Below are 14,862 nucleotides of genomic sequence, written 5' to 3' on the forward strand. Positions count from 1 at the left end.
TTAAAAATTAATGATTTGATTATAAATTAAGCTGAAATCAAAAATAATAAAATAGATAGTAAAACAACCGTTAAAAAATAGTTAAACAACCATATAATGATAGTAATACTATTATATTTGATCAACATAAAAATTGAAGATCATGGATCGTTTGTTACAATCTGTTAAAATAAACATCAACGAAAATATCTATGTAAAAGATCCTGAATCCTCGGATTTGGGAAAGCGGATCATCGAGGAAAGTATCCTTATGATCAATGACATGGGTTTCGAAAGTTTCACCTTCAAAAAGTTGGGGGCTAAGATTGGTTCTAACGAGAGTTCCATTTACCGCTATTTTGAGAACAAGCACAAATTGCTCTTGTATTTAGCCTCCTGGTATTGGGGATGGTTGGAATACCAGTTGGTCTTTGCCACCAATAGTATAAGCAATCCAAAAGAGAAACTCGAAAAGACGATTGAAATCGTTACCAAAGCCACTGAGGAGGATTCCTCTTTTTCACATATCAACGAGGTGTTGTTGAACAAGATCGTTATTAATGAGTATTCCAAATCCTATTTGACGAAGGAGATTGATGCCGAGAATAAAGAAGGCTATTTTATAATCTATAAAAGATTGGTCACGAGAATCAGCGATATGATCAAGGCTATCGATCCCGATTATCCCTATGCGTCAAGTCTTGCCAGTACAATCCTGGAAGGATCGCTGCATCAGTATTTTCTAAGAGATCATTTTCCTTCATTGACCGACTGTCATGCAAAAAATGCCCCAACAGCCTATTTCTTGAACTTGGTTTTCAGCATTCTAATACCAAAGACTAAATGACCAAAATAATTATGACCACATGGCAACGGTTAATAGGGCTGTTGCGCTTGGATAAAAGGGATATTTTTCAAGTTTTCTATTATGCGATATTTGCCGGTGTTGTTAACCTATCCTTACCCCTGGGTATTCAGGCCATCATCAATTTGTTGCAGGGTGCCCAAATAAGTACTTCGTGGATCGTACTTGTGGTATTGGTCACGATAGGAGTGGCATTTGTTGGGATACTGCAATTAATGCAAATACGGATTATTGAAAATGTACAACAGAAGATATTCACCCGTTCATCTTTCGAATTTGCCTATAGGTTTCCCAAAATAAAGATGAGTGAGTTAAGTAATTACTATCCGCCGGAACTGGCGAATCGGTTTTTCGATACACTTACGGTCCAAAAAGGAATATCAAAGATCTTGATTGACTTCCCTGCAGCGTTGTTGCAGATTATATTGGGTCTATTGTTGCTTTCATTTTACCATCCCTTCTTTATCATTTATGGCATCTTGTTGTTGCTGTTGATCTACGTGGTGTTCAAGTTTACTGCACAGAAAGGGTTGGATACGAGTTTAAATGAGTCTAAGAGTAAATATAAGGTAGCCCATTGGCTTCAAGAGGTGGCGCGATCAATCGTTAGTTTTAAACTTTCAGGTAAAACGTCCCACGCCTTGGACAAGAATGATGAACTGGTTTCTGAATATCTAAAATCAAGAGAGGGCCATTTTAGGATTTTGGTCCTGCAATACATCCAAATGATTGGGTTTAAAGTTTTGGTGACTGCCGGTCTGCTCATCATTGGGGGGCTGTTGGTTTTGAACCAAGAGATGAACATCGGGCAGTTTGTTGCGGCGGAGATCATTATTCTTTTGGTCATTAGTTCTGTGGAAAAACTGATTTTGGGGTTGGAAACTTTTTATGATTTATTGACCTCCTTGGAAAAGTTGGGACAGGTCGTTGATAAGGAATTGGAACCGCAGGAGGGCGAAATTTCCTTTGGGGAAGATGTGCCCCTATCTGTGGAGTTGGAGCATGTTTCGTATAAAGTGCCTGGAAGTAAAAAGATGGTTATCGATGATGTGAGTCTAAAGATCACACCTGATTCCAGGATGCTCATTAGGGGTAAAAGCGGTTCCTTAAAGACCACTTTATTGCGGATTATATCCGGCATAATGGAGGCGGATTCCGGAGGTGTATACGTGAATGGTAACTCATTGGATGCTTTGAACCTTAATAGTTATCGTTCTCAAATAGGCCATACCTTACCAGGGGAATCCCCTTTTGAAGGCACCATCAGGAACAATATTACATTTGGTGATACCTCTATTTCACAAGAAAGGATCAATTGGGCCATTGACAAGGTTGGCCTAAATCAATTCGTAAAAGAACAACCCCAAGGGTTGCAAACGGTCCTTTATCCTGAAGGGCAGCAAATACCGTTTACGGTGTCTAAAAAAATTGTCCTTGCGCGCAGTATTGTGAGAAATCCGAAATTACTCCTCTTAAAAGATCCCTTAGATCAATTTGATAAAGAGGAGGCCATAGATCTTATTCACTTTTTAAGTGATCCCGACAATGGTTGGGCCTTAATCGTAGTTAGTGAAAATAAGCGATGGATCGATCATTGTACGCATATCGTAACCATGGAACGAGGAAGAATAATCAATGAAAAAGTAATCTGATATGTTGAATATTTCACACAACAAATTAAACCAAAAGGTTTCTTTGGAACGATTTTCTTCTGCCCAAAAGGTATTCCATCAAAGGCACTATAAACATTTCAATCGTTTTTTACTGGCCTTTGCACTGGCTGGTTTCATTATTCTTTTTTTGCCGTGGACACAAAACATCAATAGCAAAGGATATGTAACCACCCTAAAACCTGATCAACGCCCACAAACCATTCAATCACCAATTCCAGGTAAAATTGAGGAATGGTATGTTCAGGAAGGTGATTACGTTAAAAAAGGGGATACGATTCTACACATCTCCGAAATAAAAAACGAATATTTCGATCCCAGGTTGGTAGAACGTACCGAGCTTCAAATTAGGGCCAAGGAAGGTTCGGTCACTTCTTATGAAAGTAAGGTGAAAGCATTGAACAATCAAATAGGCGGACTGGTTAGGGAAAGGGGGCTGAAGTTAGAACAAGCCAAGAACAAATTACTGCAGTCAAAACTTAAGGTAAAGAGTGACAGTGTTGATCTTGAGGCAGCAGGGACGAATATTGAGATTGCCCAGCGACAATACGACCGTACAGTGCAATTGCAGGCCGAAGGTTTGAAGGCGATGACCGATGTAGAACAAAAACGACTAAAGCTTCAAGAAACACAGGCCAAGTTGATTTCCCAGGAAAACAAGTTGTTGTCGGCCCGAAATGGGATTTTGAATGCCCAAGTTGAGATAAGTCGGGTAATGGCCGAATACACCGACAAAATATCAAAGGCAGAGAGCGATATGTTTACGGCACAGTCGAATCAATTCGATTCTAAGGCACAGGTAACCAAGTTGGAAAATCAATTTACCAACTATCAGATGCGCAATGACCTGTACTATATTCGTGCTCCCCAAAACGGATATATCAATAAAGCGATACAGGCTGGTATCGGAGAGACTTTTAAAGAGGGTGATCGATTGGTGGGTATTATGCCCGCCGATATAGACATGGCTGTTGAGAGCTATGTACAACCCTTGGACCTTCCCCTATTGCATATTGGAGAAAAGGTACGTATTCAGTTTGATGGTTGGCCTGCCATAGTTTTCAGTGGATGGCCCAATGTTTCCTATGGAACCTATGGTGGCAAAGTAGTGGCTATAGAAACCTTTATCAGTGAAAATGGTATGTACAGGGTATTGCTGGCCCCTGACCCTGATGATCATCCATGGCCAGAGGCAATTCGTGTGGGTTCAGGTGCGAGTACGATTGCCCTTTTGGAAGATGTTCCCATATGGTATGAATTATGGAGACAATTGAACGGTTTCCCCCCAAATTACTATCAGCCGAACAACGTAAAATCAGGATCCAAAAAGAAATAGGCATGCGCAATTTTATTATTTTCCTATGCCTTGTATGGTGCGTTTCGCTTCAGGCCCAAACACAGGATACATTGGTTTTAAGGTTCAACGAGTATTTGGGGTATGTGAAAAAGTACCATCCTATAGCAAAACAAGCCGAATTGCAATTGAGTATTGGGCAAGCGAATCTAATGAAGGCCCGTGGTGGTTTTGATCCCAAAATAGAAGTTGATTACGGTCAAAAGAAATTCAAGGGGACCGAATATTACGACCGTTTGAATGCAACCTTCAAGGTTCCAACATGGTATGGAATTGAACTCAAAGGGAATTTCGAACAGAATGATGGGGTCTATTTGAATCCTGAAAATACGGTTCCCCCAGACGGTTTGTATAGTGCAGGTATTTCAATGTCGGTCGGACAAGGTTTATGGATCAACGACCGAATGGCCACCCTGAAAAAGGCGAAATATTTCAAGAATCAGTCCAAGGCCGATCGTGACCTCTTGGTCAATCAAGTGCTTTTTGAAGCTTCGTTGGCCTATTTCGATTGGTTGAAAGCATATCATGAAGCTTTGGTGTATCATAACTTTTTGGAAAATGCAAGAATAAGATTCGAGGGAATAAAAAGTAGTGCCAAGGCGGGTGAAATAGCGGCCATCGATACCGTGGAGGCAAAAATAGTTATGCAATCCAGGGCATTGGGACGTGAGCAGGCCAATGTAAGGTTAATGAAGCAAACGCTAGAGCTTTCCAATTTCTTGTGGTTGAATGAAGGTATACCTGTTGAATTGCAATCGAATGTGGTTCCTGAGACCTCTATTGAAAGGGAAATTGATCGTACCTTGGAAATATTGGGAAAGCCGCTCGATAGTTTTTTGCTCGAAGATCACCCTAAATTGAAATCATTGGGATATAAAATAGAGGGCTTACGTGTGGAAAAAAGGCTAAAAGCGAATCGATTGTTGCCGAAGATAAATCTAGAGTATAATTTTTTGACCGAGACCCCGGAGTTTGTCAATTCGTTTCAAACCACACAGTACAAAGGTGGGTTCAGTTTTCAATTGCCCTTATTTTTACGGAAGGAGCGAGGGGACTTGAAATTGGCCAAATTCAAATTACAGGATGCACAATATGAGTTGGATAATACGGAAATCCAGATCAAGAACAAGATTTTGTCCATTTACAGGGAACTGGAATCCTTTGAGGACCAAAATCCACTTATCAACGAAATAGTTCAAAATTATAATACGCTTTTAAAGGCAGAGGAACGCAAATTCAGTTTTGGGGAAAGCTCATTGTTTTTGGTCAATTCCCGGGAGGGTAAACTCATCGATGCTGAATTAAAGAAGATAGAGGTACGGAACAAATACTTCATCGCCAAAGCGAAACTATTCCAAAGTCTTGCCGTGAATCCCCAGAACCTGTAATCAACTATAATATAAGTATCGATACGCTAAATTCGGATTTGTAAGGTTATAGAAATAATTGCTACCAATGTGACCTAAGTTACCAATGGAATTTAGTTTCATAAGTAACTTTGCCGTTTTTAAAAACAATACTTATGAATACAAGCGTTTTGGAGAATTTGGAGCTTACTACAGAGGAAATTATACAAAAAGGAATAGAAAAGGGGATGTCATATCCTGACTATAGAGCGTTAATGGATGGTTTGGCGGCAGCGGGTAAGGCTACAGGGCCCGAAGTGTCCGAGGATATGGTCAATTATACCCTCCTGAACCAACGACGTATGAAGCGTTTGGACAAAACCTTGAAAATCGATGAAGCATCCGCAGATAGGATAAAAGGTTACACGGGTAATAAGGTAACATGGTTGGTTTTGACCGAAAGTTGGTGTGGGGATGCTGCACAGTCCTTGCCAATGATCCATAAAGTCGCTGCCTTAAATGACGATATCTCCCTGAAAATAATCCTAAGGGATGAAAACCTCGAAATCATGAACCGCTTTTTAACCAATGGTGCCATGAGCATTCCCAAATTGGTCATGGTCGAGGATGCTTCCGGTAAAATATTGAATGAATGGGGCTCAAGACCTAAGACAGCACAGCAAATGGTCGTCGATTATAAAAACGAACATGGTGTGCTAACACCCGAATTTAAGGAAGAACTACAAGTTTGGTATAATAAGGACAAGGGGCAGAGTATGCTGAATGATCTTTTGGAGTTACTTGCCTTGAAATAGGTAAGTGATCGTTCCTTTTTGTACTGCTTTTGAGGAGGTGTCAAATTTGGCTTTTAAAGCATAGGTAATCGCATTGTCTACCAGACACCCATTGGAGGTGCCGGAACTTTTTGCGTTAAAGCTGGCATCGGTCACATTGCCGAGTGCATCGACTTCAATATTGATGACTACTTTTCCCCCTTCGATACAGGTATAGATAGGTGGGGGTAATTTATAATTGTTCCTGTCCACAAGCGAATAGGAGACTGAAGTTCTCCTTGCCGCGAGAAAATTGGTCCGCTCTTCTTTTTGGGCTTCCCTTTCCCCCAGCAATTGTTTCTTTTCCTCCCTTTGTTTGGCCAATTCCTTTACCTTGGCCACATAATCGGAATCCATACCATCATATTCAGAAGCGTCATCGGATGCATTCATGGCTTTTTCCTCTAATATCTCTTCAAGGGTTTTCAAGGGTTCGGGATTTCCAAAACTAGGTTTTGCAGTTTCATTGAAGGCCATATGGCTTTTAATGGGGTCCTGTTGCTGCAATTCTTCCAGCATCTTTTCCTCTTCCTTGATCAATTCTTCGAGCATATCCTCATCCAAGACCAATTCAACCACATACTCGTCCTCTTCTTGTTGTCCGCCAAGATGAATGTTGTAAAGCCCCAAGACCACAATGGCCATGGAGAATACGGTTATGAGTAATGATAGCTGTTGACGGTTAAGTTGCATAAGGCTATAACCTAGATTTTATTAAAATATTTTAATTATTCGTTGAAATGGTTTCCTTTTTACTTAAGAATCCATAACATTCCCTGGATTAAGCAGTGTTTCAGCAAAAACGTTAGGGTCTGTGGCTATATCTACGTTATAATCACCTATTTTGGTTCTTCGAAGGGTTGATAAGTGGCCCCCTGATTGCAATGCCTTGCCAAAATCATGGGCTAAGGAGCGTATGTAGGTCCCTTTGCTACAGACTACCCTGAATTCGATTTTTGGTAAATCTATTTTGGTGATTTCAAACTCGGAAACAGTTACCTGTCTTTTTTTGATTTCAACTTCCTTGCCTTCGCGGGCATATTCATATAAACGTTTCCCGTCTTTCTTTAAAGCGGAGAATACAGGCGGTACCTGTTCGATCTCCCCGATAAAACCGGCTGTGGTCTCGTGGACCAAAGCATCTGAAATATGGTCGATCGGAAAGGTTTCATCCACTTCGGTTTCCAGGTCAAACGAAGGTGTTGTGGCTCCTACGGTAATCGTTCCCGTATATTCCTTTGCTTGCCCCTGAAGGTCGTTTATTTTCTTGGTGAATTTACCTGTGCAAACCAGTAAGAGGCCTGTGGCCAATGGGTCTAATGTGCCGGCATGCCCTATCTTGAATTTTTTTAGTGAGAATTTCTTGCGAATAGCCCACTTGAGTTTATTCACGGCTTGGAACGATGACCAGCCCATAGGCTTGTCGATCAAAAGCAATTGCCCTTCTAAAAAATCTTCTTTTGACAATGATTTCATTAAAAGGCGTTTTTAGGTTTTTTCAAAGTTAGCGGATACGGAATTTAAACCCAGTAACTGTATGTAATGGCTATGAGTCCTACTATCAGGCAGTAAATGGCAAAATAGCTCAATTTGCTTTTCTTTACCAATTGGATCATCCAAGTACAGGCAGCCAAACCGGCAATGAACGCCGCGATGAACCCTGCTCCCATGGCAAAGGTATCCTCACTTTGGATACTTAGTTCCCCACTCAGAAGGTCTTTGCCAATTTTGCCGAAGATTAAGGGGACTACCATTAAAAAGGAAAAACGTGCCGCTTTGGTCTTGTCGACTCCCAATAGTACAGAGGTTGAAATCGTAGCCCCTGATCGAGAAATACCCGGTAGCATGGCAATGGCTTGGGAGACCCCAACGATGAATGCATTTTTATAAGACACTTTCTTATCGGTGTCCTTGGCCTTATCGGCAAAATACAGCAATACCGCAGTAATCAACAACATAAACCCGACAAAGCGGATATCACCTCCAAAAAAGGCTTCCAATTGTTTTTCAAAAAAGAGGCCAATCAATACGGCAGGTAGCATTGAGATTATGATTTTTAAGGTAAAACGGGTTTCCTCGTTCCATTGAAACCGAAAAAGCCCTTTAATGATCTCCCAAACGTCTTTCCTGAATACTACCATAGTACTGAGTGCCGTTGCAAAATGCAGGATCACGGTAAACAATAAACTTTCTTCAGGCACCGAGTGGTCTCCCAATATAGCTTTTCCTAATTCTAAATGTCCACTGGATGATACCGGAAGAAATTCGGTCAGACCTTGGATGATTCCAAGGATAATTGCGTCAAATGTTTCCAATTACTTGCGTTTCTTATGGGGATTTAACAAAATGGCATATATCTCGATCCCGAGACCGATCAATACCAAGGTTGGGGCCAATCGGATTCTACGAAAATTATAGATATCTTCATTAAAGACATTCGGGTCGTTGCTACCTCCCCCGGACATGAGTATAAAACCCATGGTGATAAAGGCAATCCCTAGAAACATGAACAAATAATTCTTTTTATGAAATATGAATTCATGCTTAACAGCTTGTCCATTTGAAATGTTTTGCTTTTGAGCCATGTCGCAAATTTAATGAAGTCAGACTTATTATTTTTATTTAACCGGGAATTTATGCTTTTATTACAATTTCTTAACTTTTTTCGAAGGTTCCAGTTTCATTGGGAAATTGATATTTCGCCTGAAAGAACCGGTAGGACCTGTGTTAATAATACAACTCGTCGGTCCTGAGGTTTAGGAAACGTTGTGTAGCAAAATAAGTGCTGATCAATGAAATCAAAACGCCTAAAACAAAAACACCCACGAAGAGTAAGATGATCAAAGTGCTATCTTGAAGAAGGTTGAACTCGGTGAAGTTTCTATCCAAATAGATCAACACACCACCCAAGCCCATGAGGGCAATCAGTGCACCCAACATACCCAGTTTTATATTCGTCCAAATAAATGGTCTTCGAATGAAAGTCTTGGTGGCCCCTACCATTTGCATGGTTTTAATGATAAAGCGTTTGGAGTATATGGATAATCGTATGGAACTGTTGATGAGTAGAACGGCAATAAACGTGAAAATAGCACTTGCCACAAGGATCCAAAAACTGATTTTTTTTACATTATCGCTTAGCAGGCCAACCAAGGGTTTGTCATAACTTACTTCATCGACATAGTTCTTTTTGGAAATTTCGGTGGCAATTTCCTCAATTTGTTCCGGCGAAACAAAATCGGCATTCAATTGTACATCAATGGAATTCTTTAAGGGGTTGTACCCTAGGAAATCGATAAAATTCTCACCAATATCCGCACTGTGCTGTTCGGCGGCCTCTTCCTTGGAGACATAGGTGGCCGTTTTGGTGTATTCGGCCATGGCCAAACTCTTTTGTAGCTGGTCTACCTCGACCTCCTTGGCGTTTTCCTTTAAGAAAACCGAGACGGTTATCTGTTCCTTGAAATGATCGGCCATTTTTTTGGTATTCAGTACCAATAAACCAAGAATACCCAAAAGAAAAAGTACCAACCCAATACTTAAAACCACGGAGAAATACGAAGAGATTAATTTTCGTTTTTGGTATCGTTCAAAAGATTTGCTCATGCTTGGAATACTTCAATATGTAAAAATAGGAAAGTAAATTGATATTTACGCCTATAAAAATAGGCAGGGTTTTATCTTTTTAAACTAAAATGCCCTTTTAGCACCTTTCCATCAATATGTATGGCGTACCAATAGTCGTCCGATGGAAGGGCTGTATTGTTAAAACGGCCATCCCATTGAAACGGGGCATTTTTCGTGTGTTTGATAAGCATCCCGTAGCGATTGAAAATCATAACTTCATAACTGGCGTAAGCCTCAATGCCCTCGGGAATGAATAAATCATTGACTTTGTCCCCATTCGGGGTAAAGAATTTTGGAATCACAAGATGTACGTACTCCATAGGGGTGGTGCCGCATCCATTCTTTTCACTTACAAAAACCGTATAATGTCCGCCTGGCGTATTCTCAAAGACAGGGCTCCCCTGATAGGAGTTTCCGTCCAAGGAGTATACGAAATCGCCCGTATTCGCCATGTGGACCTCAAGGGTGTAATCATCCGAGGTTATATAATCGATTACTGGAGTATTCAATTGGATTAGATTGATGGTTTTAGTAGCTGAGCAACCATTCCCATCGGTTATTTTCACGGTGTACTGGCCTGGAGTATCCACCTCGATTTCAACGGTGCTTTCTCCTGTACTCCATTCGTATTGCATGTTCAATAGACCAGCAGAAAGTACAATAGCGCCTCCCTCACAAAAAATAAGATCTTCATCTATAGGCATTGGAGGTGTATAGAAATCAACCGATATTCCCGTTCGGGCATCGGATGTGCATTCTGTCATAGTTGATGTGGCCTCCGCGTAATAGTTTCCTTGGCTTTGTGGTTTGTAGGTCGTGTTGTTCTCGAGAAGAAGGTTGCCGCCCGTTGGGGCATCATACCAATTCACTTGTGTATTGGCCGGCACCGTGACAAGGATTACCTCACCTAGATCCTGACATAAAGTAATAGTGTTATAAGCGCTACTGGGAGGGTCCGGTTTGGGGACGATAATGATGTCGAAAACTTCCGATTGCGTATTGCATAACGAATTATTGAGGTTTACGAGGTCCTCGGCAACTTTTACCCGATAAAAAATAGTGGAAGTAATAGCCGGAGGGGTATAATCTTGATTGGTTTCACCTACAATATCAACCCAGTTTTCACCATCGGTACTTTCTTGCCATTGGTAAACGTGTGTGGGGTATATCGAATAATCAGGATGGGCGGTAAGATGCGTGCTTACGGGGCCATAATCCTCACAGACCAATATATTCGTTTCATTTTGGTCATTGGAGATATCAATAAAATCCCCACAAGTTCTAAAAACAATGTCATCAATGGCCAGATCGTTGCCACATCCACCGGCACCGTTGTTCAGCATTTTCAATATAACGGAAGTCTGTCCGGGTCGGGTTTGGAACAAAAGGGCGTATTGTTCCCATACGGGGGACGTTTTGTCCTGAATTTCCCCCGTATCTCCCGATGCCAATAAATCGGTTCCTGTGTTGTCCCAAATCTGAAATCGTACGTTTATGGGAATACCATTACCATTACAACCGGATTTAGGATGTAAATTCATCAACCAGGATGAAAATTCATAGGATGTATTTTCACATAATCCTGTTACGGTCCTTTGGTAAAATTCCCCAGGGGTATAACTGGCATTGACGATAAAAGCTTTCCCATTACTATCGTTCGGGGTGTGGTCATTCGTGTTGAACCAATCGTAATAGGCCGTATTGCTAGAGATGGTGTATTTGCCGTCTATGGGTTCCCCGCTAATATAGCTATAGGAGGTGGTGCCCGTAGGTAATGGCGGGCCGTTGGTCGTGCCAGCCCCAAAATCCTCAGTAAAAATAGGGTCTCCGGAATTGCCACCACAAAATCCCAATTGGGCGTGAGCGACAAAAATCGATAATCCCCAAAACAGGAGGGCGATACCAATTAAATTGTAATTTGATTTCTTCATGGTTACTCTAAGAACTGGGCAAATGATGCTGCATTTTGCCGAAATCTGCAACTGATGGATACCAAAGATAATCTTCACAATCCGGAAAACCATACCCAATATTCTCAGATTGTAAGTCCATATAATCTTTTCCCTTTCAAGGATTAAACTTATTTTTGTCCAGTATAGTTAAGAAAGATAAGACATGCAGTACAATTTCAATGAAATTGAGGCCAAATGGCAGAAATTTTGGGCCAAAAACCAAACTTTTAAGGCAGAGAACAATTCCGATAAGGAAAAATTCTATGTGTTGGACATGTTTCCTTACCCTTCAGGGGCCGGACTTCATGTCGGACATCCGTTAGGGTATATCGCCAGTGATATTTATGCCCGGTACAAACGCCACAAAGGGTTTAATGTGCTACATCCGATGGGGTATGATTCTTTCGGACTTCCAGCCGAGCAATATGCTATTCAAACAGGACAGCACCCGGCCATTACTACCGAAACCAACATTAAACGGTATCGGGAGCAATTGGATAAGATCGGTTTCTCTTTTGATTGGAGCCGGGAGGTACGTACCTCAAACCCAAAATATTATAAATGGACCCAATGGGTCTTCATTCAGTTGTTCAATTCTTGGTACAATAAGGATTCGGACAAGGCTGAGGATATTGAGACATTGATCGCCCAATTCGAGAAAGAAGGGAATTCAAATGTAAATGCGGTATGTGATGATGATATCGTCGAATTCTCCGCAACCGATTGGAAAGGTTTCTCGAACTCAAGGCAACAAGAAATATTATTGCAATACCGATTAACGTACTTGGCGGAAACCGAAGTAAATTGGTGCCCTGGTTTGGGTACGGTTTTGGCCAATGATGAGATTGTAAACGGGGTTTCGGAACGTGGGGGCCATCCTGTGGTTCGCAAAAAAATGACCCAATGGAGCATGCGGATCACGGCGTATGCCCAGCGTTTGTTGGACGGTCTGGAAAAGGTCGATTGGCCACAACCCTTAAAAGATTCGCAGACCAATTGGATCGGGAGAAGTGAAGGGGCTTCGGTAACATTCCATACGGTCACTTCCGGGGAGGTAGGAAAGACATACCCCATAGAGGTGTTTACCACGCGACCCGATACTATTTTCGGGGTTAGTTTTATGACCCTGGCCCCAGAACACGATTTGGTTTCTGAAATCACTACTTCGGAGCAAAAAGCTGAGGTAGAAGCGTATATTGAGGCTACGGCCAAACGCTCGGAACGTGATCGTATGGCCGATGTGAAAACCATTTCAGGTGCATTTACGGGTGCCTATGCGGAGCATCCTTTTACCAAGGAACCTATCCCTATTTGGATAGGTGATTATGTTTTGGCGGGTTATGGTACGGGAGCGGTGATGTCCGTACCTTGTGGGGACCAGCGTGATTATGATTTTGCGAAGCATTTCAATATTCCCATTCCCAATATTTTTGAGGGAGTCGATATTTCTGAAGAGGCTTTTTCGGATAAAGGCTCGGTGGTAATCGCCAATTCGGATTTTCTAAACGGATTGCCGTATAAGAAAGCCGTAAAAAGGGTCATTTTTGAGTTGGAGAAAATGGGTCAGGGTAAAGGAAAGATAAACTACCGATTACGGGATGCGGTATTCAGTCGGCAACGCTATTGGGGAGAGCCTTTCCCAGTGTACTATGTAGATGGTTTACCGCAAATGATCGATGCAGAGCATTTGCCTATAACCTTGCCCGAAGTTGAAAAGTATTTGCCTACCGAAACCGGTGAGCCGCCCTTGGGCAATGCGACGGTTTGGGCCTGGGATCGCCTCAAAGCGGAAGTAGTTAAAAATGAATTGATTGATAATGTAAATGTATTTCCGTTGGAATTGAACACCATGCCCGGTTGGGCGGGTAGTTCCCAGTACTTTAATCGGTATATGGATCCTACCAACGACAATGAGATCTTTTCCAAGGATGCCATCAACTATTGGCAAGATGTGGATTTATATATTGGCGGTAGTGAGCACGCTACGGGGCATTTGTTGTATTCCCGTTTTTGGCAAAAGTTCATGTTCGATAAAGGTTTGGTGCCCAAGGATGAGTTTGCGAAAAAATTGATCAATCAGGGGATGATCACGGGGACGAGTGCTTTTGTGTATTCTCTAAATTTACCATTTGGATTTAATCTTCGTGATGAGAAGAATAAAACAACTGAAGAGGATAAAGAAGCTTATTCTTCTTTTTTTGAGGCAATATTTATAAATAAATCTATTTATGATTGTCGGTCTAATTTATCTGATTCTCAAAAAAAGCAGTTAAAGTGTTTTGTTGATGAGTTGATTGATGAATATCATAGTTTGAATCCTAATCATATTATAGATAGAACTTTTGATTTCCTTACTGATTTTGAATCATATTGTTATCCAATTCATGCAGATGTGTCATTCGTAAACGCATCGGATGAATTGGATATTGAAGCTTTCAAAGAATGGCGATTAGAATATAAAAATGCTAGATTTTTAAAAGAGGATATTGGAAAATACATTGTTGGCCGCGAAGTCGAAAAAATGTCCAAGTCCAAATACAATGTGGTGAGTCCGGATGAGATCTGTGAGGAATACGGGGCGGATAGTCTGCGTTTGTACGAGATGTTCCTAGGGCCCTTAGAGCAGTCCAAACCGTGGAATACGGCCGGTATTACGGGAACACACGGATTCTTAAAAAAATTGTGGCGTTTGTATTTTGATGAAAAGGGAGCCAAGTTCAATGATGCCGAACCAACCAAGGATAATCTTAAGACCTTGCATAAGACCATTAAAAAGGTTGAGGAGGATATCGAGAATTTCTCATTCAACACCTCGGTGTCGACTTTTATGATCTGTGTGAACGAACTTTCCGCCCAAAAATGTACCAGCAGGGCCATTTTGGAGCCTTTGGCGATATTGGTTTCCCCTTATGCCCCCCATATTGCCGAGGAGCTTTGGGAGCAATTGGGACATAACGAATCGATCGCTACGGCACCTTTCCCTGTTTTTGATGGGAGTCACTTGGTCGAGAGCAGTAAACAATATCCTATTTCTTTCAATGGTAAAATGCGTTTTATGTTGGAATTGCCTTTGGATCTGGATAAGGATGGAATCGAGGCTGCGGTGATGGCACACGAAAAAACACAAAAACAACTGGAAGGTAGAACCCCTAAAAAAGTTATTGTGGTTCCGGGTAAGATCGTGAATATCGTAGAATAAAAGATAAGGTTTTAGAACAGGAAGCCGCTTTCCATTT

The 14,862-nt window shown here is 41.4% G+C and carries 12 protein-coding genes; 6 read left to right on the top strand and 6 right to left on the bottom strand.

Annotated elements, in window-relative coordinates; all coding sequences use genetic code 11:
• Nucleotides 1-142 precede the first annotated feature (142 nt).
• The 5 genes from HPE56_RS04530 to HPE56_RS04550 all read left to right on the top strand — a co-directional run bounded on the left by HPE56_RS04530 (nt 143) and on the right by HPE56_RS04550 (nt 6,029).
• The gene (locus tag HPE56_RS04530; protein WP_188242591.1) at nt 143-826 is read left to right on the top strand and encodes a TetR/AcrR family transcriptional regulator; all 684 of its coding nucleotides are present in this window, start codon (nt 143-145) and stop codon (nt 824-826) included.
• Complete coding sequence (locus HPE56_RS04535) at nt 823-2,496, top strand: peptidase domain-containing ABC transporter (protein WP_188242592.1); 1,674 nt, start codon at nt 823-825, stop codon at nt 2,494-2,496. The genes HPE56_RS04530 and HPE56_RS04535 overlap by 4 nt, the downstream gene beginning before the upstream one ends.
• A 1-nt stretch (nt 2,497) precedes the next feature.
• The gene (locus tag HPE56_RS04540; RefSeq protein WP_188242593.1) at nt 2,498-3,850 is read left to right on the top strand and encodes an HlyD family secretion protein; all 1,353 of its coding nucleotides are present in this window, start codon (nt 2,498-2,500) and stop codon (nt 3,848-3,850) included.
• Between the two features lie 2 nt (nt 3,851-3,852).
• The gene (locus HPE56_RS04545) at nt 3,853-5,256 is read left to right on the top strand and encodes a TolC family protein (protein ID WP_188242594.1); all 1,404 of its coding nucleotides are present in this window, start codon (nt 3,853-3,855) and stop codon (nt 5,254-5,256) included.
• A gap of 134 nt (nt 5,257-5,390) precedes the next feature.
• Complete coding sequence (locus HPE56_RS04550; protein ID WP_188242595.1) at nt 5,391-6,029, top strand: thioredoxin family protein; 639 nt, start codon at nt 5,391-5,393, stop codon at nt 6,027-6,029.
• Here HPE56_RS04550 and HPE56_RS04555 read toward each other — a convergent pair.
• The 6 genes from HPE56_RS04555 to HPE56_RS04580 all read right to left on the bottom strand — a co-directional run bounded on the left by HPE56_RS04555 (nt 6,012) and on the right by HPE56_RS04580 (nt 11,605).
• On the bottom strand, nt 6,012-6,740 hold the full coding sequence (locus tag HPE56_RS04555) for an energy transducer TonB family protein (protein ID WP_188242596.1): 729 nt from the start codon (nt 6,738-6,740) through the stop codon (nt 6,012-6,014). The genes HPE56_RS04550 and HPE56_RS04555 overlap by 18 nt on opposite strands.
• A 63-nt stretch (nt 6,741-6,803) precedes the next feature.
• The gene (truB, locus tag HPE56_RS04560; protein WP_188242597.1) at nt 6,804-7,523 is read right to left on the bottom strand and encodes a tRNA pseudouridine(55) synthase TruB; all 720 of its coding nucleotides are present in this window, start codon (nt 7,521-7,523) and stop codon (nt 6,804-6,806) included.
• Between the two features lie 44 nt (nt 7,524-7,567).
• Nucleotides 7,568-8,362, bottom strand: a complete 795-nt coding sequence (locus HPE56_RS04565; RefSeq protein WP_188242598.1) for an undecaprenyl-diphosphate phosphatase — start codon at nt 8,360-8,362, stop codon at nt 7,568-7,570.
• Nucleotides 8,363-8,632 (bottom strand): DUF3098 domain-containing protein, encoded by a 270-nt coding sequence (locus HPE56_RS04570; RefSeq protein WP_188242599.1) that lies wholly within the window; start codon nt 8,630-8,632, stop codon nt 8,363-8,365.
• Nucleotides 8,633-8,774: 142 nt separating this feature from the next.
• Entirely contained in the window at nt 8,775-9,653 is an 879-nt protein-coding gene (locus tag HPE56_RS04575) for a cell division protein FtsX (protein WP_188242600.1), read from the bottom strand.
• Nucleotides 9,654-9,724: 71 nt separating this feature from the next.
• A complete protein-coding gene (locus HPE56_RS04580) occupies nt 9,725-11,605 on the bottom strand; it encodes a T9SS type B sorting domain-containing protein (protein WP_188242601.1) in 1,881 nt (626 codons plus the stop codon).
• 184 nt (nt 11,606-11,789) lie between these two features.
• Here HPE56_RS04580 and HPE56_RS04585 point away from each other — a divergent pair, with 184 nt between their 5' ends.
• Nucleotides 11,790-14,825, top strand: coding sequence for a leucine--tRNA ligase (locus tag HPE56_RS04585; protein ID WP_188242602.1), 3,036 nt, complete (start codon nt 11,790-11,792; stop codon nt 14,823-14,825).
• Nucleotides 14,826-14,862: the final 37 nt, after the last annotated feature.

It is taken from the genome of Maribacter aquimaris, from assembly GCF_014596745.1.
GTDB classification, from domain to species: Bacteria; Bacteroidota; Bacteroidia; order Flavobacteriales; family Flavobacteriaceae; genus Maribacter_A; species Maribacter_A aquimaris.

Excerpts from the sequence above, each read along its gene's own strand:
- HPE56_RS04530 (WP_188242591.1), top strand. The coding sequence starts at position 143 with ATGGATCGTTTGTTACAATCTGTTAAAATAAACATCAACGAAAATATC.
- HPE56_RS04535 (WP_188242592.1), top strand. The coding sequence starts at position 823 with ATGACCAAAATAATTATGACCACATGGCAACGGTTAATAGGGCTGTTG.
- HPE56_RS04540 (WP_188242593.1), top strand. The coding sequence starts at position 2,498 with ATGTTGAATATTTCACACAACAAATTAAACCAAAAGGTTTCTTTGGAA.
- HPE56_RS04545 (WP_188242594.1), top strand. The coding sequence starts at position 3,853 with ATGCGCAATTTTATTATTTTCCTATGCCTTGTATGGTGCGTTTCGCTT.
- HPE56_RS04550 (WP_188242595.1), top strand. The coding sequence starts at position 5,391 with ATGAATACAAGCGTTTTGGAGAATTTGGAGCTTACTACAGAGGAAATT.
- HPE56_RS04555 (WP_188242596.1), bottom strand. The coding sequence starts at position 6,740 with ATGCAACTTAACCGTCAACAGCTATCATTACTCATAACCGTATTCTCC.
- truB (WP_188242597.1), bottom strand. The coding sequence starts at position 7,523 with ATGAAATCATTGTCAAAAGAAGATTTTTTAGAAGGGCAATTGCTTTTG.
- HPE56_RS04570 (WP_188242599.1), bottom strand. The coding sequence starts at position 8,632 with ATGGCTCAAAAGCAAAACATTTCAAATGGACAAGCTGTTAAGCATGAA.
- HPE56_RS04575 (WP_188242600.1), bottom strand. The coding sequence starts at position 9,653 with ATGAGCAAATCTTTTGAACGATACCAAAAACGAAAATTAATCTCTTCG.
- HPE56_RS04580 (WP_188242601.1), bottom strand. The coding sequence starts at position 11,605 with ATGAAGAAATCAAATTACAATTTAATTGGTATCGCCCTCCTGTTTTGG.
- HPE56_RS04585 (WP_188242602.1), top strand. The coding sequence starts at position 11,790 with ATGCAGTACAATTTCAATGAAATTGAGGCCAAATGGCAGAAATTTTGG.